General features: G+C 73.9%; 14 protein-coding genes and 2 pseudogenes. 3 read left to right on the top strand and 13 right to left on the bottom strand.

Going from position 1 to position 19,177, the window contains the following annotated elements:
- Positions 1-66: 66 nt before the first annotated feature.
- Positions 67-771 (top strand): annotated as a pseudogene (locus VR44_RS01590) (cytochrome P450); the annotation flags it as partial.
- Here VR44_RS01590 and VR44_RS01585 read toward each other — a convergent pair.
- Complete coding sequence (locus tag VR44_RS01585; protein WP_045945504.1) at positions 762-1,247, bottom strand: hypothetical protein; 486 nt, start codon at positions 1,245-1,247, stop codon at positions 762-764. The pseudogene VR44_RS01590 and the gene VR44_RS01585 sit on opposite strands and share 10 nt — an antisense overlap.
- A 34-nt stretch (positions 1,248-1,281) precedes the next feature.
- Positions 1,282-2,871, bottom strand: coding sequence for an MFS transporter (locus VR44_RS01580; protein ID WP_052713410.1), 1,590 nt, complete (start codon positions 2,869-2,871; stop codon positions 1,282-1,284).
- Positions 2,872-3,152: 281 nt separating this feature from the next.
- Between VR44_RS01580 and VR44_RS01575 the strand changes: the two genes are divergently transcribed.
- Positions 3,153-4,943, top strand: coding sequence for a S9 family peptidase (locus VR44_RS01575; RefSeq protein WP_245691575.1), 1,791 nt, complete (start codon positions 3,153-3,155; stop codon positions 4,941-4,943).
- A gap of 89 nt (positions 4,944-5,032) precedes the next feature.
- Here the strand turns inward: VR44_RS01575 and VR44_RS48285 are convergent, their stop codons facing one another.
- From VR44_RS48285 to VR44_RS01555, 4 genes are read right to left on the bottom strand one after another with little or no spacing between them, the layout of a single operon-like run.
- On the bottom strand, positions 5,033-7,093 hold the full coding sequence (locus VR44_RS48285; RefSeq protein ID WP_045945503.1) for a dipeptide ABC transporter ATP-binding protein: 2,061 nt from the start codon (positions 7,091-7,093) through the stop codon (positions 5,033-5,035).
- Positions 7,093-8,079, bottom strand: coding sequence for an ABC transporter permease (locus tag VR44_RS01565; protein ID WP_045945502.1), 987 nt, complete (start codon positions 8,077-8,079; stop codon positions 7,093-7,095). The genes VR44_RS48285 and VR44_RS01565 overlap by 1 nt, the downstream gene beginning before the upstream one ends.
- A complete protein-coding gene (locus VR44_RS01560) occupies positions 8,076-9,044 on the bottom strand; it encodes an ABC transporter permease (RefSeq protein WP_045945501.1) in 969 nt (322 codons plus the stop codon). Before VR44_RS01560 ends, VR44_RS01565 begins: the two co-directional genes overlap by 4 nt.
- A 23-nt stretch (positions 9,045-9,067) precedes the next feature.
- The gene (locus tag VR44_RS01555) at positions 9,068-10,810 is read right to left on the bottom strand and encodes an ABC transporter substrate-binding protein (protein ID WP_045945500.1); all 1,743 of its coding nucleotides are present in this window, start codon (positions 10,808-10,810) and stop codon (positions 9,068-9,070) included.
- Between the two features lie 154 nt (positions 10,811-10,964).
- Between VR44_RS01555 and VR44_RS01550 the strand changes: the two genes are divergently transcribed.
- Positions 10,965-12,386 (top strand): hypothetical protein, encoded by a 1,422-nt coding sequence (locus VR44_RS01550; protein WP_052713409.1) that lies wholly within the window; start codon positions 10,965-10,967, stop codon positions 12,384-12,386.
- 168 nt (positions 12,387-12,554) lie between these two features.
- Here the strand turns inward: VR44_RS01550 and VR44_RS01545 are convergent, their stop codons facing one another.
- The 7 genes and pseudogenes from VR44_RS01545 to VR44_RS01515 all read right to left on the bottom strand — a co-directional run bounded on the left by VR44_RS01545 (position 12,555) and on the right by VR44_RS01515 (position 19,150).
- Positions 12,555-13,265: a GntR family transcriptional regulator gene (locus VR44_RS01545; RefSeq protein WP_045945499.1), complete on the bottom strand. Its 711-nt coding sequence runs from the start codon at positions 13,263-13,265 to the stop codon at positions 12,555-12,557.
- A gap of 56 nt (positions 13,266-13,321) precedes the next feature.
- Positions 13,322-14,284, bottom strand: coding sequence for an ornithine cyclodeaminase family protein (locus VR44_RS01540; RefSeq protein ID WP_245691574.1), 963 nt, complete (start codon positions 14,282-14,284; stop codon positions 13,322-13,324).
- On the bottom strand, positions 14,281-15,300 hold the full coding sequence (locus tag VR44_RS01535; protein WP_045945498.1) for a proline racemase family protein: 1,020 nt from the start codon (positions 15,298-15,300) through the stop codon (positions 14,281-14,283). The genes VR44_RS01540 and VR44_RS01535 overlap by 4 nt, the downstream gene beginning before the upstream one ends.
- Positions 15,297-16,301, bottom strand: a complete 1,005-nt coding sequence (locus VR44_RS01530; RefSeq protein ID WP_045945497.1) for a proline racemase family protein — start codon at positions 16,299-16,301, stop codon at positions 15,297-15,299. The genes VR44_RS01535 and VR44_RS01530 overlap by 4 nt, the downstream gene beginning before the upstream one ends.
- A gap of 62 nt (positions 16,302-16,363) precedes the next feature.
- The gene (locus tag VR44_RS01525; protein ID WP_045945496.1) at positions 16,364-17,302 is read right to left on the bottom strand and encodes a dihydrodipicolinate synthase family protein; all 939 of its coding nucleotides are present in this window, start codon (positions 17,300-17,302) and stop codon (positions 16,364-16,366) included.
- A 34-nt stretch (positions 17,303-17,336) separates the two neighbouring features.
- Positions 17,337-18,858: pseudogene (locus tag VR44_RS42125) on the bottom strand (FAD/NAD(P)-dependent oxidoreductase).
- Positions 18,839-19,150 carry a (2Fe-2S)-binding protein gene (locus VR44_RS01515; protein WP_094191359.1) on the bottom strand — a complete coding sequence of 104 codons (312 nt, stop codon included), beginning with the start codon at positions 19,148-19,150 and terminating at the stop codon, positions 18,839-18,841. Before VR44_RS01515 ends, VR44_RS42125 begins: the two are co-directional and overlap by 20 nt.
- Positions 19,151-19,177: the final 27 nt, after the last annotated feature.

The raw sequence follows: 19,177 nt of genomic DNA, 5'->3' as shown, positions 1-19,177 counted from the left end.
CGCCATGAGAGATGTGTATAAGAGACAGGGCGCGGGGCGGGCCGGGAGGACCGGGAAGGTGAGGCGGGTGAGGAGGGCGGGCAGGATCTGCTGACCCTGCTGGCCGGGGCGCAGGGGGCGGACGGGGCGGTCTTCGACGCCGCCGAGCTGCGCGACCAGGTGCTGGTCTTCCTGCTGGCCGGGCACGAGACGACCGCCACCTCGCTGGCGTTCGCCCTGCACCTGCTCGGCCGCCACCCCGAGGAGCAGGCCCTGGCCCGCGAGGAGATCGTCCGCGTCCTGGGCGACCGTACGCCGGAGGCCGCCGATCTCGACCGGCTGCCGTACCTCACACGGGTGCTCAAGGAGGCGATGCGGCTGTATCCGGCCGCGCCGGTGATGGGCCGCAACGCGGTGGCCGCCACCGAGATCGACGGGTACGCCGTCCCCGCGGGCGCCACGGTGATCCTGGCCCCCTGGGTGACGCACCGCCACCCGCGGTACTGGAGCGACCCGGACCGTTTCGACCCCGGCCGGTTCACGCCGGAGGCCGAGGCGGGGCGGCCGCGCTACGCCTGGTTCCCCTTCGGCGGCGGGCCGCGCGCCTGCATCGGCCAGCACTTCTCGATGCTGGAGTCGGTGATCGCGCTGGCGATGCTCCTGCGGGCGTACGAGGTCGAGGCCGTGGACACCGAGGTGCCGGTGAGCGCCGGGATCACCCTGCGGGCCATGGGCCCGATGCGCTGCCGGATCCGCCCCGTGGAGAAGGAGGAGCCGGAGGGTCAGCGGTAGTCGTCCGGGTGGTCCTGCATCCAGGTGCTGATCTCGTCCCGGGCGCCGAACAGCGCGGGCTGGTGCCTCTTGAGGTTCTCGACGCCGTGGTCGGTGCCCAGTTCCCCGTCGAGGCGGGCGATCAGGGCGATCGGTTCGGGGAAGTGGCCGGGGCCCTTGGGGTCGGCCTTCATCGCACGGTCCATGCGGTGGAGTTCGTCGTGGACCCGGCCGAGGAGGAACGCGCAGTTGGCCGGGGTGCAGGAGTCGTCCAGGGTGGCCTGGAGCCCGGCGAAGGCGTCGCGCACCTTCTCCGGCTGCGGGGACGGAGCGGGCGGAGGACCCGGGTCGGAGGCGGAGGCGGCGAGCGCGGCCGCGGCGGCCTTCGGGCGGTGACCGCCGTCGCCGTCGCCCCCGCTGCCGCAGGAGACGGTGAGCGCCGCCAGGGTGGCGGTCAGGGCCGTCACGGCGGCGGCGCGCAGGATGGGTCGGAGCATCGGTTTCCCCCCGGTGTTCGATGACCAGGCGACCCTACCCGCCGGATTCCCCCTGGATTCCTGCCGGGGTGTGGTTGCCCTGGAGGCGTTCCAGGTCGGAGGGCCGGACCTGGATGGCGAAGACCGCGATCAGCGCGCCCATCAGCGTGAAGGCCGACGCCACCACGAAGGCGGTGCTCACGCCGGCGGTGAGCACCAGGTCCGACCAGGGCTTGGGGTACTGGTGGGTGCGGGCGAAGAAGGCCTTCTGCTCGGGGGTGGAGCCGCGTACGAACGCCACCGCCTGGGCCTTGGCCTCGTTGCGGCTCGCGGTACCGAAGACGGTGACGAGGATCGACAGGCCGAGCGAGCCGCCGACCTGCTGCATGGAGTTGAGGAGTCCGGACGCCGCGCCCGACTCCCGGTCGGGCACGTCGGACAGGGCCGTCAGGGTCAGCGAGACGAACTGCATGCCCATGCCGGTGGCGAACACGAGGAGCGGGCCGAGGATGCTGCCCGGGTAGGTCGAGTCGACGTCGATCCGGGTCATCCAGGCCAGTCCGGCCGCGCAGCACAGCGCTCCCCCGACCATGAAGGGTTTGGGCCCGAACCGGGGCAGCAGCCGGGACGTGACGGTGGCCGAGACGGCGACCATGACGCTGACGGGGAGGAAGGCGAGGCCGGCCCGCAGCGGGCTGAAGCCGAGGACGTTCTGCACGAAGAGGGTCAGGAAGAAGAACATGCCGAAGATCGCGCAGGCGAGGAAGAGCATGATCCCGTAGGTCCCGGCCCGGTTGCGGTCCGCGAACATGTGCAGCGGGGTGATGGGCTGCGGCGAGCGCCGCTCGTTGACGACGAACAGGGTCAGCAGCACCACGGCCGCGGCGAAGGAGCCGAGGGTGAAGCCGTCGGCCCAGCCGTGCTGGGAGGCGCGGATGAACCCGTAGACCAGCGCGACCATGCCGCAGGTGCCCAGCAGCGCGCCCGCGAGGTCGAAATGCCCGGCGTGGCGTGCGGACTCGCGCAGGACCCTGCGGGCCATCACGGCGATGACGACGGCGATGGGGACGTTGACGAAGAACACCCAGCGCCAGTTGAGCCATTCGACCAGCAGCCCGCCCGCGAGCAGCCCGATGGCGCCGCCGCCCGCGGAGACGGCGGCGAACACGCCGAAGGCCCGGTTACGCGCGGGCCCTTCGCGGAAGGTGGTGGTGATCAGGGCGAGGGCGGTGGGGGAGGCGATGGCGCCGCCGACGCCCTGGAGGGCCCGCGCCGCCATCAGCTGGCCCTCGTTCTGGGCGAGTCCGCCGAGCAGGGAGGCCAGGCCGAAGAGCAGGACCCCGGATATGAACACGCGTTTGCGGCCCAGGATGTCGCCGGTTCGGCCGCCGAGCAGGAGCAGCCCGCCGAAGGTGAGCGTGTAGGCGTTGACGACCCAGGACAGGCTCTCGGTGGAGAAATCCAGTGCCGTCTGGATGTGCGGGAGGGCTATGTTCACGATCGTGATGTCGAGGACGACCATGAGCTGGCAGGAGGCGATGACGAACAGGGCCAGCCCGTTCCCGTTCCCCGTGCCGTTCCCCTTGTCGGTTCCCGGGGCCGTGCCGCCGGTCCCGGTGCTGTGCGGCGATGCGTTCGGGTCCACCCGTCGACGCTACGCCCGCACCCCAAGGGTCACCACTCGAATGGGCTAGGCCATGTGATATTGCACATGGCACACTGGGATCATGGACGATTTCCTCAGGCGATCCGCCTCGACGGCCCGGTTCACCCATGGCTCGCCCCGCGCCTTCTCCTTCGGCGACTCAGGCCGCCTCCTGTGGTTCCTGCGCTCGACGGGCCCCGCCGACGCCTTCGAAAGCCTCTGGGTCCTCGACCGGCGGACTCCCCGTCGCCGAGCGCCGGCTGCGCGAGCGCATCCGGCTCGTGGCCGCCGGGATCGGCTCGTACGCCCTCTCCGGCGACGGCCGCCGCGCCGTCTTCCCGCTCCACGGACGGCTCTACGCGGTCACCTGCGACGGCGGCGCCCCCACCCAGCTCCCCACCGCCGGCCCCGCCTTCGACCCCCGCCCCAACACCGACGGTTCGCGCACCGCGTACGTGACGGACGACGCCCTGTACACCACCCCCGGCGGCCGCGTCAGCCCCTGTCTCTTATACACATCTCCCGCCGCCGCCGAGGAGCTCGACCGCGGCCGGGGCCACTGGTGGTCCCCCGACGGGGTCACCCTGCTCGCCGCCCGGGTGGACGAGAGCGCCCTCCAGCGCCGCCACTTCACCGACCCGGCGCACCCCGAACTCCCGGCCGAGGACTTCGCCTACCCCGAGGCGGGCGGCCCCAACGCCGACGTCCAGCTGTGGGTGCTGGGCCCCGAGGGCGGCCGGGTACGGCTCGACTGGGACGCGGAGGCCTTCCCGTACGTCTCCGACGCGGGCTGGGAGTCCGCGGACGAGATCCTGCTGACGGTCCAGGACCGGCTCCAGCAGAACGTCCTGCTGCTCACCGCCGACCCCGCCACCGGCCGCACCCGCGAGCTCTCGCGCACCACGCACCCCCTGTGGGTGGACCCCCTCCCCGGCACCCCCGCCCGCCTCCCCGACGGCCGTGTCCTCACCTCCGCCGACGTCGCGGACGGGGCCGCGCGCGGCCTCGCCCTCGACGGCGAGCCGCTCACCGGCGCGGGCGTCCAGGTCCGCGGCGTGGCCGGGACCCACCGGGGCCGGCTGCTGGTCGAAGCCGCCCTGCGCGACCCCTCCGAACAGCAGGTACTGCTGCTGGACCCGGCCGGCGGAGAACTCACCCCGCTCGCCGACGGACCGGGCGTGCACACCGTGTCCGCCTCGGCCGCCGGGCACCTGCTGCTGACCTCCGCCGGCACCGACGGCGTCCGCCGCACCCTGCGCACCGCCGACGGCCGCGAGCTCGCCCCCCGCGACCTGTCCGCGCCGCTGCCCTACCGGGTCGAGCCGCTCCTGGAACGGGTCACCGAGCTCGGCATCCCCACCGCCCTCGTCCTGCCCCGGGGCCACGTCCCCGGCCGGCGCCTGCCCGTCCTGATGGACAGCTACGGCGGCCCCGGCGCCCAGGACGTCAGCGCCGAGCCCCGCCGCTGGCAGTACCGCCAGTGGTGGGCCGACCAGGGCTTCGCCGTGGTCACGGTCGACAACCGGGGCACCGCGAACGTCTCCCCCGCCCACACCCACGCCATGTACCGGGGCTTCTCCGAGGTCACGCTGGAGGACCAGGTCGCGGCCCTGCGGGCCCTCGGCGCCCGCCATGGCGACCTCGACCTGGGCCGGGTCGGCATCCGCGGCTGGTCCTACGGCGGTTACCTCTCCGCCATGGCCGTGCTGCGCCGCCCGGACGTGTTCCACGCGGCCGCCGCCGGGGCCGCGCCGACCGACTTCCGGCACTACGACACCGCCTACACCGAGCGCTACCTGGGCCTCCCCCAGGAGCACCCCGAGGTCTACGAGCGGGACTCCCTGATCCCCGACGCGCCCCGGCTGACCCGGCCGCTGCTGCTGGTCACGGGCCTGGCCGACGACAACGTCCACCCCTCCCACACCCTGCGGCTGTCGCAGGCCCTGACGGACGCGGGCCGCCCGCACCAGCTGCTGGCGCTGCCCGGCGTCACGCACATGACCCCGGGCGGGGCGCGGGAGAAGATCATGGCGCTGGAGCTGGAGTTCTTCCGCCGCGAGCTGGCGCTGTAGCGGACCCCGGACACCGGACCCCGGACACCGGGAAGGGCCCCGCGGACGCTGTCGTCGGCGGGGCCCTCCCCTTCTTCCCGTGATCCCCGTCAGTCACCCGGGAAGTGACAGGCCACCTCTCGCGAGGCGGCGAGCCGCAGTAGCGGCCGCTCGGTGCGGCAGATCTCCTGCGCCTTGGGACAGCGCGGATGGAAGGTGCAGCCCGGGGGCGGGGCGGCCGGACTCGGCGGGTCACCGAGCAGCACGATCCGCTCGCGCCGCCGCTCCGCCGCCGGGTCGGGCAGCGGGACGGCGGACAGCAGCGCCCGGGTGTACGGGTGCTGCGGGTTCTCGTAGAGGGACTTCTTGTCCCCGATCTCGACGATCCGGCCGAGGTACATCACCGCGACCCGGTCGCTGACCCGCTTGACGACGGAGAGGTCGTGCGCGATGAACACGTAGGCCAGGCCCAGTTCGGCGCGCAGCCGCTCCATCAGGTTGACGATCTGCGCCTGCACGGAGACGTCGAGGGCGGACACGGGCTCGTCGGCGATCACCAGCCGGGGGCTGGTGGCCAGCGAGCGGGCGATGCCGATGCGCTGGGCCTGGCCGCCGGAGAACTCGTGCGGGTAGCGGTCGATGTGCTCGGGGATCAGCCCGGTCAGCTCCATCAGCTCGGCGGCCCGGCGGCGGGCGTCGGCCGCGCTCCAGCCCTGGACCAGCAGCGGGTCGGAGATGATCCGGGCGACGGTCTGGCGGGGGTTGAGGGAGGAGTGGGGGTCCTGGAAGACCATCTGGATGTTCCTGCGCAGCGGGCGCAGGGCGCTCTGGGAGAGCCGGCTGATGTCGCGGCCGGAGGTGGGTTCCAGCAGCCGCACCAGCATCCGGCCGGTGGTGGACTTGCCGCAGCCGGACTCGCCGACCAGGCCGAGGGTCTGCCCGGCCTCCAGGTCGAACGAGACCCCGTCGACGGCCCGCACCGGTGCGGAGCGGCGCCCGGTCAGGCTGCGCTTGCCGGGGAAGGTCATCGTCAGGTCGCGGACCCGCAGCAGCGGCGCGGCCTGCGGGCCCTCCCGCTCGGCGGCGGGATTGGGGCGGGTGGCCGGGGCCGTCATCGGGACACCTCCGGGGCAGGGGCGGCGGCAGCGGGCACCGGGCCGGCGAAGTGGCAGGCGGCCAGCCGGTCCGCCGAGCCGTACGGACGCAGCTCGGGCCGCTCGCCCGTGCAGCGGGCCGCGTCGTCGGCCGCGGCCGCGGCGGCCCCCGCCCGCGGCCGCGGCGGCCACCGCGCAGCGCGGGGCGAAGGCGCAGCCCGGCGCGGGGTGCAGCAGGGACGGCGGGGAGCCGGGGATGGACGGCAGCGGGACGTCGTCCGCGCTGTCGAGGCGGGGCAGCGAGTCCAGCAGACCCCGGGTGTAGGGGTGGGCGGGGTCGGCGAACAGGGCGTCGGCCGGGGCCTGTTCGGCGGCGCGGCCGCCGTACATGACCAGCACCTCGTGGGCGACGCGGGCCACCACCCCCAGGTCGTGGGTGATCATCACGACGCCGAGGCCGCGCTCCTGCTGGAGGCGGGCGATCAGCTCCAGGATCTGCGCCTGGACGGTGACGTCGAGGGCGGTGGTGGGCTCGTCCGCGATGAGCAGGTCGGGTTCGCAGGCCAGGGCCATGGCGATCATCGCGCGCTGGCGCATGCCGCCGGAGAACTGGTGCGGGTACTCCCCCGCCCGGCGGGCGGGTTCGGGGATGCCGACCTCGCCGAGCATGTCGACGGCCCGTCTGCGCGCGGCGGCCCGGCCGGCCCGGAAGTGCACGCGGAAGTGCTCGGCGATCTGCTCGCCGACCGTGTAGTAGGGGTGCAGGCTGGAGAGGGGGTCCTGGAAGATCATGGCCATCTTGCGGCCGCGGACCTTGGCGAGCTCCTTCTCGGGGAGCCCGGTGAGTTCCTGTCCGGCGAGTCTGACGGAGCCACTGACCTCGGCGCCGGCCCGGTGGAGGCCCATGACGGCGAGGGAGGTGACGGATTTGCCGGAGCCGGACTCGCCGACGATGCCGAGGGTGCGTCCGGCCTCGACGGTGAAGCCGAGGGAGTCGACGGCCCGTACGCTGCCGCGGGGGGTGGTGAACGTGACGCCGAGGTCGCGGACTTCGAGGAGGGGGGCAGGGGTGGTCATCAGTACCTCACCCTCGGGTCGATGACGGCGTACAGGAGGTCGACGACGAGGTTCGCGACGACGATGAAGAAGGCGGCGAGCAGGGTGACCCCGAGGACCACCGGCTGGTCGGAGCTGACGAGCGCCCCGTAGAAGAGCCGCCCGATGCCGGGGAGCCCGAAGATGGACTCGGTGATCACGGCTCCGGCGAGGAGGCCGCCGAGGTCCATGCCGAAGATGGTGAGGATCGGGGTCATCCCGGAGCGCAGCCCGTGCTTGACGACGACGGTCCGCTCGGGCATGCCCTTGGCGCGGGCGGTGCGGATGTACGGCTCGGCCATCGCCTCGATCATCGAGCCGCGGCTCTGCCGGGCGTACATGGCGGCGTAGAGCAGGGCCAGCGCGGTCCAGGGCAGCAGCAGGTTGCCGGCCCAGCCGAGCGGGTCGGCGGTGAGCTCGTGGTAGCTGGGGTAGGGCAGCAGCCCGGCGATGCGGATCACCCCGTAGATGAGCATCACGGAGGTGAAGTAGACGGGCAGGGAGGCGGCCGCGACGGCGCCGACCATCAGGGCCTTGTCGGTGGCGGTGTCCTTGCGCAGGGCGGCGGTGACCCCGGCGCCCAGGCCGAGGATCAGCCACAGCACGGCGGCGCCGAAGGCGAGGGAGGCGGAGACGGGGAGCCTGTCCATGAGCAGGTCCCAGACGGGCAGGGAGTTCTCGTACGAGTAGCCCAGGCAGGGGAAGTCGCACTGGACGGCGTACTGGCCGGTGCCGAGGGTGCGGCCGGTGAAGATGCCGGTGAGGAAGTGGGCGAACTGCTCCCAGAGCGGCTTGTCGAGGCCGAGGTAGGCGCGTACGTCGGCGAGCCGTTCGGGGCTGCAGGTCTTGCCGCAGGCCGCGGCGGCCGGGTCGGTGGGCAGGACGTAGAAGATCAGGAAGGTGACGGCGGCGATGGCGAGGAGCACGCCGGCCAGGGCGAGCAGCCGGCGCAGGAGGTAGAGGATCAACTGCGGCCGCCCCTCGGGTCGAGGATGTCGCGCAGGGCGTCGCCGAGGAGGGTGAAGGCGAGGACCGCGAGGAAGAGGAAGACGCTCGGGATGACGAAGTACATCGGGTCGGTCTCGTAGAAGGCGACGGACTCGGCGATCATCTGGCCCCAGGAGGGGGTGGGCGGGCGCACGCCGACGCCGAGGTAGCTGAGGGCGGCCTCGGTGCTGATCATGCCGGGGATCAGCAGGGTGGTGTAGGCGATGACCGGGCCGGAGACGCCGGGGAGGATGTCGCGGGTCAGGATCCGCCAGGCGCCGGATCCGCCGACGCGGGCCGCGTCGACGTACTCGCGGTGTTTGAGGGAGAGGGTCTGGCCGCGGACGACGCGGGCGACGCCGGGCCAGCCGAAGAGCCCGATGACGGAGGTCATCAGCACGATCCGGTTGACGTCCTTGGCCACGGACAGCATCGCGATCATGAAGATGAGCGAGGGGAAGGACATGGTGAGGTCCATGAGCCGGGACAGGACGGCGTCGGTGCGGCCGCCGAAGTAGCCGGCCGCGATGCCGGCGGCGGTGCCGGTGAGGACGACGATGGCGGTGGCGGCGAAGGCGATGAGGAGGGAGACCTGGGCGCCGTGGACGACGCGGGCGAACAGGTCGCGGCCGGTGACGGGTTCGACGCCCAGCCAGTGCTCGGGGCTGATGCCGCCGAAGGAGCCGAGGGGCTGGCCGGCCAGGTAGGGGTCGACGGCGGCCTTGTCGAACTCCTCGGGGGACCAGCCGCCGAGCGCGCCCAGCCAGGGGGCGGTCAGGGCCATCAGGACGAAGAGGAGGACGACGCAGAGGCTGACGCGGACGGCGGGGCGGCGGCGCAGTTCCCGCCGGGCGAGCTGCCAGGGGCTGCTGCCCGGGGGAACGTCCTTGGCCTGCGCCCCGGCCGGGGCCGCCTCGGGGGCGGCGCCGGGTGCGGTGGTGGTCATGGTGTCTTCCGGTTCCGGATCCCTCAGCCCTGGCTCTTCGAGGGGTCCTTGAGGCCGACGGTCCCGTAGTCGATGGTGCCGGTCCACACGGGGTGGCCGTAGGCGCCGGCGATGTTGGGTCCGACGAGGAGCGGCTTGCGTTCCAGCAGGACGGGGATGGACGGGGCCTTCTTCATGATCTCGGCGTCGAGGTCGATCCAGGCCTGGTTGGCCTGCTTGGCGTCGGCCATGGCGTTGATCTCGTCGATCCGCTTCATGACGGCGTCGTCGCGGAACTGGGAGTAGTTGCCCTGGTTGCCCTTGTCCTTGATGGTGCGCCCGTCGAAGACGAAGGGGATCCAGGTGGAGCCGGAGGGGTAGTCGGGGCACCAGCCGGTGAAGGTCATGTCGGGGGTGGTGGAGAGGTCGCCGATGACGTCGTAGTAGGCGCCGGGGTCGACGGTGTCGATGACGACCTCGATGCCGGCCCGGGACAGGCCCTGCTGGAGGGCCTCCGCCCTGGCCTTGTCGCCGGTGGAGACGGAGAGGGAGACCTTGAGGTGCTCCTTGCCGGCGGCCTTGAGGAGTTCCTTGGCCTTGGCGGGATCGCCGGAGGCGGGGATCTTCAGGGTGTCGGCCTGCTTGCCGCCGGTGAGGGCGGGGGGCAGGTAGGCGGTGGCGACCTCGTTGAGGGCCGGGCCGCCGGCCGCGGTGATGACGGCGTCCTTGTCGACGGCGTACTGCATGGCCTCGCGGACCTTGGGGTCGTTGAAGGGGGCGCGGGAGTTGTTCAGGTGGAGCATGGTCGTACAGCCCTGGGACTCGGCCAGCAGGCGGGCCTTGACGTCGGGCTTGGGCAGGACCTTCGGGGCGCTCTCGGGGCGCATGTTGAAGTACTCGACGGCCGAGGCGTCGGCGCCCTCGCCGGCGATGATGCGGTCGTCGACCTGGCCCCCCTTGAGGCCCATGACCACGACGAACCTGTCCGGGTAGGCCTTGCGGACGGAGTCGCTCTTCTGGTCCCAGTGCTCGTTGCGGACGAGGACCAGCTTCTTGTCCCGCTCGTAGCTCTCGATCTTGTACGGGCCGGAGGAGAAGGGGCGGGCGTCGTACTGGGTGCCCTTCTCCTGGGACTGCGGGACCGGGGAGAAGGTGGGGAGGGTGGCGGTCTGGGAGAACTCGGCGACGGGGCGCTTGAGTTCGAAGACGATCGTGCGGTCGTCGGGGGTCTTCACGGAGTCGAGGTGCTGCCCCTGGAGGGGGCCCTTGTAGCCCTCGGTGCCGGCCAGGTACTGGGCGGCGTAGTCGGGGCCGCCGGTGAGGTCGGGGGCGAAGGAGCGTTCGACGTTGTACTTGACGTCCTGGGCCTTGATCGGGCTGCCGTCCTCGTACTTCAGGCCCTCCTTGAGGGTGAAGGTCCAGGTGCGGCCTCCGTTGGAGGGGGTGCCGAGGTCGGTGGCGAGGTCGGGGACGAGCTCGCTGCCGGCCTTGCCGGGCTCGGCCTTGAAGGTGACCAGGGTGCGGTAGAGCAGGCGGGTGCCGAAGTCCATGGCCGGCATGACCCAGTTGCGGGCGGGGTCGAGGTGCGAGAAGTCCTGATTGGACAGGACGGTGAGGGTGCCGCCCTTCACGGGGGTGCCGCCGAGGGTCTTGCCGTCGTTGGCGGCGGCGGGGTTGGCGCCGCCCTTCCCCTCGGAGCCCTTCTTGGGGTCGGAGCAGCCCGAGGCGCCGAGTGCGAGCGTCGCCACCAGGGCGGTGGCGAAGGCGAGTTGAGTGCGCTTGGTCATGGGTCACTCCAGTGAAGGGCCGCGCTTTAGGATGTGACGGGTAACATAGTAATGTGAAATTGTACTGACAACCCCTTGCCGTCGCCGTTATCCAGCCGTGTCCAAATCGGCGCGGCTGCGGGAGAGTTGGCCGCACCTCCTTAGGGTCGGCGGCATGGATCACGACATACCCCTGCCGGAGCTGCTCCACCTGCCCTACGCGCTCTACGGCCTCGCCCTCAATCCCGCGACGCAGGCCGACCCTCAGCTCTGCGAGAGCCTCCTGGACGGCAGACCGGCCGGAAGACTCGCCCGCGGCGGAGCGCTGCCCGAGGAGATCGCGGCCCGGCTGGCGGCCCACGGGGACCCTGAAGTACGCGCCGTCCCCGCCGAGCGGGAGGGCGCGGACGGCGGGCGGCACGAGCTCTTCGCCGCCGACCCGGATGCCGAGGTGCGGATCGCGCTCGCACAGAACCCGGAGCTGTCACCGGAGTTGACGGCCCGGCTGGGCGCCGACACCGATCCGGCGGTCCGGGAGGCCGTCGCCCGGCGCGAGGAGGCCCCGGCCGAGGACCTCCACCGGGCCCTGCTGGCCGACCCCGAGCCGAAGGTGCGGGTGGCCGCCTGCCGCCACCGCCCGCCGGCCGACCTGCACGGGGCCCTGCTGGCCGATCCGGCGACGCGGCACCACGTCGTCCCCTTCCTCGACCTGGACCCCGAGACGGCGGGGCAGCTGGCCGCCGACCCCGACGACCGGGTCCGGGAGCAGCTCGCGGGCCACCCCTGCCTGCCCGCGGAGCTGCGCGCGGTCCTGGCCCGGGACGCCGACCCCGGCGTGCGCGGCAAGGTGTTCGAACGGGCCGACGCCACACCGCAGGAGCAAGCCGTGATCTTCGAATCGCTGACCGCGGGAGCACTCCGCTACGCGGAGGATCCCCGCGACTCCTCCGACGAGGACTTCCTCTGCGAGGCGATGCTCACCTGTCTGGACCTCATGCCCTACCCGTGGGTGGAGCCCGATCCCCTGCCGTACGCCGACTCGCCGTTCGCGGGTCTGCGCTGCGCGGCCGCGCGGAGTACGGCCCTGCCGGCCGAGGCCCGGACGCGGCTGCTGGCCGATGAGAACCCACGCGTACGGTTCCTCGCGCTGGCCGGGCTCGCGGAGGTGGACCTCACCGTCGCCGAGGAACTCGACCGGCGGCAGGGCGGGATGGTCAAGCACGGCGGCCGGCCCGCGGACTGCGTCACCTTCCCGCCCGAGACCCTGCGCCGCTTCGCGACCGATCCGGACCCCTGGATGCGCGTACTCGCCCTGCGCGACCCGGATCTGCCGGACGAGATGCTCGAACGCCTCGCGGCGGACCAGGAGGAATCGGTGCGGTGCGCCACCGCCGGGCACCCGCGGGTGCCGGTGGCTGCCCTGCTGCGGCTGCTCGGGGACACGGACGAGGAAGTCGTCGAGGCGGCCGCGGCCTCGCCGCTCCTGCCGGTGGAGGTGATGCGGGCGGTCCTCGACCGGGCCGACGCGGCCGGCGACCCGCCTCCTGCGCCCGTCCCCTGCGAGGGCGACTGCCGCCAGGGAGCGTTCGCGAAGTAGCGCCGTCCGCCCGGAGGACGGGCCCTGCGGCATCCTGTGCGCGCCTCGGCGTGCCGGGCGGGCGGGGCTGTGCGGACGTCTCCGGGCGGCGGCCCGGTTCCCCCGGCCGGAGCCCGAACGCGACTGTGCCGCCGGGCGGTTGCCCGGCGGCTCCAGAGGGGACGCCTCCTACAGGCCGGAGCCGAGGCGCCCCTGGGGGCGGCCCACCGGCTCGTCGCGGCCCTGGGCCCACAGGGAGCGGACGTGGCCGAGGTGGCGGACCATGCACGCCTCCGCCGCCTCCGCGTCGCCGGTCAGCATCAGGTCCAGCAGTTCCAGGTGCTCCTCGGCGGAGGAGACCAGCTTGCCCGCCTCGTCCAGGCCGGTCAGCCCGTACAGGCGGGAACGCTTGCGCAGGTCGCCGACGGTCTCGACCAGGCGCTCGTTGCCGGCGAGGGCGAGCAGACTGAGGTGGAAGCGGCGGTCCGCCTCCAGGTAGCCGATGAGGTTGTGCTCGCGGGCACTGCTGACGATCTCCTCGGCGATCGGGCGCAGCTCCTCCAGCTGCTCGCGCGTGGCCGTCCGGGTGATCCGGCCGATGGTCGGTACCTCGATCATCGTGCGCAGCTCGGTGTACTGGTCGAGGTCGCGCTCGCTGACCTCGGTGATCCGGAACCCCTTGTTACGGACCGGCTCGACCAGGCCCTCGCGCGCCAGGTCGAGCATGGCCTCGCGCACGGGCGTGGCCGACACGCCGAGCTCGGCGGCGAGGCCCGGCGCCGAGTAGACGCTGCCGGGGCGCAGCTCGCCCGCTATCAGCGCGGCCCGGAGGGCATGGCCGACCTGGTCGCGCAGCCGTTCCTGGGCCTTGATGAGACTGTGCTGCTTCAGGTCACCCATTGCTCTTCCTCCGAGACCCCGCACACCGCGGACGTGCGGAGGAACAGCGTACAATGTCACGTTTCGCCGTTCGCTCCGGCCGCGTGGTAGATCGCCACCGCGACGGCAAGATCTTCCCAGGCCATGCCGACGCTCTTGAAGAGCTGTGGACAACCGGGCCGCCCTCCGGGGGAATTGCCTCCCGCGACCAGCTCGGCCAGGGTGCCGCTGATATGACCGGGACCGATCGCCCCCTCGGCTTCCGGGATCAGCAGGTCCCCCGCCTCCCGCAGCGCCGCCGCCCGCGACTCCACGTACACCGCCGCGCGTCGCACGAGGGCGGTGTCCGTCTCCCGGGCGTCCGGCTCGTGCGAGCCGACGGCGACCACCACGGCCCCCGGGGCCACCAGCCGCCCGTCGAAGAGGGGCTCGCGGGCGGAGGTGCAGCACAGCACCAGGTCCGCTCCCGCCACGTCCTCGGGCGTGCCGGTACGGGCCGGGACGCCCAGGGTCCGGGCGTGCGCGGCCAGTTCCCCGGCCCGCCCGGGGTCGCGGGCCACGACCACCGCCTCCGCGAGCTCCCGCAGCTCCAGGACCGCTTCGAGGTGCCCGTACGCCTGCGGTCCCGCGCCGAAGAGCACCAGCCGCAGCGGGCGCCCCGGTCCGGTGAGGTACCGCAGGGCCAGGGCGGAGACCGCCGGAGTGCGCAGGGCGGTGAGGGCGGCGCCGTCCAGGAGGGCCAGCGGGCGCAGGGTGGGGCCGTCCAGGAGCAGGAAGCTGCCGGTGATCCGGGGCAGCCCGCGCGCCGGGTTGCCCGGGGCCACCCCGGCGATCTTCACCCCGGCGTACGCGCCCGACGCGGCCGGCATGAGCAGGAGTTCGCCGCCGGGCGCGGACACGCTGCTGCGCCGCGGGCAGGCCTCCGGGTCCAGGCCGGCGCGCAGGGCGCCGGCCAGGGCGTCGGCCGCCTGGGCGGTGGTGAGCAGGCCCGCCGTCCGTGCGGCGTCCAGCTGGAGGAGGCCCGCGGGGGTGCCCGTCACAGCAGGAAGCCCGCGCCGAGGGCGTCGTACGGGTCGGCGGTGAAGGCGTGGTCCCCCGTGCGGTAGGCGGTGCCGGTGACCTCGGTGACCCCGTCGGCGAAGATCCGGCCGGTGAACACCGTGCCGGTCACCGACTCGTGCAGCAGGTCCTCCCCGGGCCCCAGGCGGCCGTCCTCCGCCAGCAGCGCGAGGCGGGCGGAGGTGCCGGAGCCGCAGGGCGAGCGGTCGATCTGCCCGTCGGCGAAGACGGTGACGTTGCGCTGGTGCGGCCCGAACGGGGTGTCGGGCAGCTCCTCGTGGAGGACCACCCCGTAGACGCCGGAGAGCAGCGGGCCGTCCGGATGCCAGGTCGCGGGGTGGGTGGCGAGGGCGGCGCGGATCTCCCGTCCGGCGCGGACCAGTTCGGGCAGGGCGGCGCGGGTCACCTCCAGGCCGAGGTCGCGGGCGCGGACCGAGGCGTAGCAGGCCCCGGCGTGCGCGATGTCCACCTCGGCGATGCCCAGGGTGGTGGCCACGGGGACCTTCCGGGCGCCCACCCGGGCCGGGACGTTGCGGAAGGTGACCCCGGTGGTGCGGCCCTGGGCCCGGTGGACGGTGGCGGCGACCCGGCCCGAGGGCACGTCGATGCGGACCTGGACGTCCCCCTCGTCGGGGGCGGCGACCCGGCCGGAGTCCACGGCCCAGGCGCCGAGGGCCATGGTGCCGTGGCCGCAGGCGGTGGAGTAGCCGTCCTTGTGCCAGAACAGCACCCCGAAGTGGGCTCCGTCGTCGTCCGGGGGCACCACGAACCCGCCGTACATGCCGGCGTGCCCGCGCGGCTCCTGGACCAGCAGGCGCCGTACCTCGTCCAGCGGGCCGCGGCGCGGCGCGGTCCCCGAGCCGCCGGGGCCGATGGCGGTGGCACAGCGTTCGGCGACGGTGTCGCCGGGGACGGGGGGCAGTCCCTCCGCCACGATCCGGAAGGGCTCGCCGGCGGTGTGGTAGTCCACCGTGCGGACGGTGGTCGGGGCGGTCACAGCAGGAACCCTCCGGGGAAGGGGTCGGTCGGGTCGAGGAAGTACTGGGCGGTGCCGGTGATCCAGGCCCGGCCGGTGACCGTGGGGACGACGGCCGGGCGGCCGCCGACGGTGGTCTCCCCGACCAGGCGGCCGGTGAACTCGGTGCCGATGAAGGACTCGTTCACGAAGTCGGTGTCCAGGGGCAGCAGGCCGCGGGCGTGCAGCTGGGCCATGCGCGCGCTGGTGCCCGTACCGCAGGGCGAGCGGTCGAACCAGCCCGGGTGGATGGCCATGGCGTGCCGGGAGCGGCGGGCGTCGGAGCCGGGAGCGGCGAGGTAGACGTGCTTGACGCCGGCGATGGAGGGGTTCTCGGGATGGACGGGCCGGTCGGGGGAGGCGTTGACCGCGTCCATGACCGCCAGTCCGGCGGCGATCAGGTCGTCCTTGCGGGCCCGGTCGAAGGGCAGGCCCAGGGCGTCCAGTTCGACGAAGGCGTAGAAGTTCCCGCCGTAGGCGAGGTCGTAGGTGACCGTGCCGAAGCCGGGGACCTCCGCCTTCAGGTCGAGGCCGACGCAGAAGGAGGGGACGTTGGTGAGGGTGACGGCGGTGGCCGCGCCGTCCTCGACGCGTACGTCCACGCTCACCAGCCCGGCCGGGGTGTCGAGCCGTACCGTGGTGACCGGCTCGACGACGGGGACCATGCCCGTCTCGACCAGGACCGTGGCCACCCCGATGGTGCCGTGCCCGCACATGGGCAGCAGGCCCGACACCTCGATGTACAGGACGCCGTAGTCGGCGTCGGGCCGGGTGGGCGGCTGGAGGATGGCACCGCTCATCGCGGCGTGGCCGCGCGGCTCGTACATGAGCAGCGTGCGGAGCTGGTCCATGTGCTCGATGAAGTGGAGCCGCTTGTCCGCCATGGTGGCGCCGGGGATCACCCCGACTCCCCCGGTGATCACGCGGGTCGGCATGCCCTCGGTGTGGGAGTCCACCGCGTGGTAGACGTGGCGTGTGCGCATCGGGTCGCCCCTCCGGCCGGTCGCTGGTTCGTACTGGGTGGCTGGTGCTGGTCAGCCGGTGGCTAGTTGAGGCCCTCGGCGAGGGCCTTCTCGGTGGCGGCGCGCACGGCGGCCTCGGTCTCCCCGGTGAGCGGGAAGCGCGGGGGGCGGGTGGCGCCGCCGGGGCGGCCGGCCAGGTCCATGGAGAGCTTGATGGCCTGGACGAACTCGGTCTTGGAATCCCAGCGCAGCAGGGAGTGCAGGGACTTGTAGAGCGGCAGGGCGGTGGCGGTGTCGCCCGCGACGGCGGCCCGGTAGAGGGTGGCGCAGGAGCGGGGCAGGGCGTTGGGGTAGCCGGCGATCCAGCCGACGGCCCCGGCCAGGGCCAGTTCGAGGAGGACGTCGTCGGCGCCGATGAGCAGGTCCAGGCCCGGGGCGAGTTCGGCGATCTCGTAGGCGCGGCGGACGTCACCGCTGAACTCCTTGACGGCGACGATGCTGCCGTCGGCGTGCAGGCGCGCGAGGAGGGCGGGGGTCAGGTCCACCTTCGTGTCGTACGGGTTGTTGTACGCGACCACGGGCAGGCCGGAGCCGGCGACCTCGGCGTAGTGGGCGCGGACGGTCTCCTCGTCGGCGCGGAAGGCGTTGGGGGGCAGGAGCAGGACGGAGCCGGCGCCCGCCTCGGCGGCCTGGTCGGCCCAGCGGCGGGCCTCGGCGCTGCCGTACGCCGCCACGCCGGGCATGACGCGGGCGCCGTCGCCGGCGGCCTCGACGGCGGTACGGACGACACGGGCCCGCTCCTCGTCGGTGAGGGTCTGGTACTCGCCGAGGGAGCCGTTGGGGACGACGCCGTCGCAGCCGTTGGCGATCAGCCAGGCCACGTGTTCGGCGTAGGCGTCGTAGTCGACGGAGAGGTCCTCGCGCAGGGGCAGGGCGGTGGCGACCATGATGCCGTGCCAGGGGCGGGTGCGGGTGTCGGGGCCGGGGGTGGCGGAGGGCGCGGGGGTGGGCGCGTCGGTCATGTGAGGACTCCCTAGTGTGGTGTGTGACATTTTACTAGTGGGTGCGGATCGGCCACAAGGGGCCGGAGGCCGCCGATCGGGGGTTCCGCGACGGCAGTTGGGTCCGGCCGGCCTCAGGGGCGGGCGGGCTCCGGGCCGGGCGGGGCGGCGGGCAGGACAGCGGGCGCCGGTCGGGGGCGGGGGCCTCGCCGGCCAGGGCGGCTACCGCCGGGCCGCACATCCGGCCCTGGCACCAGCCCATGCCGGCCCGGGTGAGCAGCTTGACGGTCCGGGCGTCCCGCGCGCCCAGCTCCCGGGCCGCCTCGCGGATCCGGCCGGCCGGGACCTCCTCGCAGCGGCACACGTCGGTCTCCTCGCGCAGCCAGCCGGTCCAGCCGGGGCCGGGGCGGTGCGCGACGGCCATCGCCCCGGCGAACGCGCGCAGCCGGGCGCGGCGGCGGGTGAGGGCGGCGGGGACCGGCCGGCCGGCGATGGAGTGGGCGGCGATCTCCCCCTCCGTCAGGGCCAGCTGGGCCCCGCCGATGCCGCCGGTCTCGCCCGCCGACCAGATGCCGGGGACGGAGGTGCGCTGGGCCGCGTCGAGCTCCAAGGCGACCGTGCCGTCGGGGGCCTGGAGGGTGGCGCAGCCGAGGCCGGTGGCCAGCTCCAGCTGGGGCACGAGGCCGTGGCCCACGGCGAGGGCGTCGCACGGGATCCGGCGGGCCGTGCCCGGCAGCGGGCGCCAGTCCTTGTCGAGGCGGGCGATGGTGACGGCCTCGACGCGGGTGGTGCCGTGCGCCTCGGTGACGGCGTGCCGGGTGAGCAGGCGGATGCCGTGGCGCAGCAGGGCTCCGCCGTACGTGGCGCCTTCGGCGAGTTTGGCGGGGTTGCGGAGCAGGGCGGGGGCCTGGGGGGCGTACGCCGTGTACGAGGCGGCCTCCACCACGGCCGGGACGGTGGCTCCGGCGGCGGCGAGCGAGCCGGCCACGGCGAGGAGCAAGCAGCGGGCCGCTGCCGGCCACCACGACGCGGCGGCCGGGGAGGACCAGGTTGTTCTTCAGCATGGCCTGCGCCCCGCCGGCCCCGACCACGCCGGGCAGTGTCCAGCCGGGGAAGGGGAGTTGACGTTCGTAGGCACCGGTGGCGAGCAGGACGCGGCGGGCGCGGAGGGTCGCCGGGGTTTCGTCGGGGGCCTGGCCCGCGAGCGCGTGGAGGATCCAGGTACCGGGCTCGTCGGCGGGGACCACCGTCCACACGTGGTGCCGGGGGAGGTACGTGACGCGGCCCGCGGTCTCGTGCTCGCGGAGGGCGGCTTCGCGGGTGGCGAAGGCCCGCCAGTCGTGGTGCAGGGCCTCGGGGCGGGTGGCGCCGAGGGTGGCGGCGGGGTGGCGGTAGTACTGGCCGCCGGGGCGCTCCGCGGTGTCGAGGAGGGTGACGCGCAGGCCGAGCCGTGCGGCGGTGACGGCGGCCGCGAGGCCTGCGGGGCCGGCCCCGACGACCGCCAGGTCGGTGGTCCCCGTGGGGGCGGCCTGGGCGACGGCGGCCTTGGCGGCGGGGTCAGACGGCGAGGTCGGCATGGCCGGTGCCTTCCTGGGTGGTGACGGTGTCTCCGGGGCGGGCCGGGACGAGGCAGGCGCGCTGGTTGGGGCGGCCGTTGACGGTGACGAGACAGTCGTAGCAGGCGCCGATCCCGCAGAAGGCACCGCGCGGGGCTCCTCCGTCGCGGGTGGTGCGCCAGGAGAGGATCCCGGCCGCCCAGAGGACGGCTGCGATGGTCTGGCCTTCCTGGGCGGGCAGTTCGCGGCCGTCGAACGCGATGGGGTACGTGGCCGCCGGGCTGCCGCCGACCAGCTCGCGGGGGCTGCGCATCAAGGGGCTCCTCGGGGGGTGGGTGTC

Source organism: Streptomyces katrae (genome assembly GCF_000966975.1).
Lineage (GTDB): Bacteria > Actinomycetota > Actinomycetes > Streptomycetales > Streptomycetaceae > Streptomyces > Streptomyces katrae.
This window is presented reverse-complemented; position numbering and strand designations above follow the sequence as displayed.

Excerpts from the sequence above, each read along its gene's own strand:
- VR44_RS01585 (WP_045945504.1), bottom strand. The coding sequence starts at position 1,247 with ATGCTCCGACCCATCCTGCGCGCCGCCGCCGTGACGGCCCTGACCGCC.
- VR44_RS48285 (WP_045945503.1), bottom strand. The coding sequence starts at position 7,093 with ATGACCACCCCTGCCCCCCTCCTCGAAGTCCGCGACCTCGGCGTCACG.
- VR44_RS01560 (WP_045945501.1), bottom strand. The coding sequence starts at position 9,044 with ATGACCACCACCGCACCCGGCGCCGCCCCCGAGGCGGCCCCGGCCGGG.
- VR44_RS01555 (WP_045945500.1), bottom strand. The coding sequence starts at position 10,810 with ATGACCAAGCGCACTCAACTCGCCTTCGCCACCGCCCTGGTGGCGACG.
- VR44_RS01550 (WP_052713409.1), top strand. The coding sequence starts at position 10,965 with ATGGATCACGACATACCCCTGCCGGAGCTGCTCCACCTGCCCTACGCG.
- VR44_RS01545 (WP_045945499.1), bottom strand. The coding sequence starts at position 13,265 with ATGGGTGACCTGAAGCAGCACAGTCTCATCAAGGCCCAGGAACGGCTG.
- VR44_RS01530 (WP_045945497.1), bottom strand. The coding sequence starts at position 16,301 with ATGCGCACACGCCACGTCTACCACGCGGTGGACTCCCACACCGAGGGC.
- VR44_RS01525 (WP_045945496.1), bottom strand. The coding sequence starts at position 17,302 with ATGACCGACGCGCCCACCCCCGCGCCCTCCGCCACCCCCGGCCCCGAC.
- VR44_RS01515 (WP_094191359.1), bottom strand. The coding sequence starts at position 19,150 with ATGCGCAGCCCCCGCGAGCTGGTCGGCGGCAGCCCGGCGGCCACGTAC.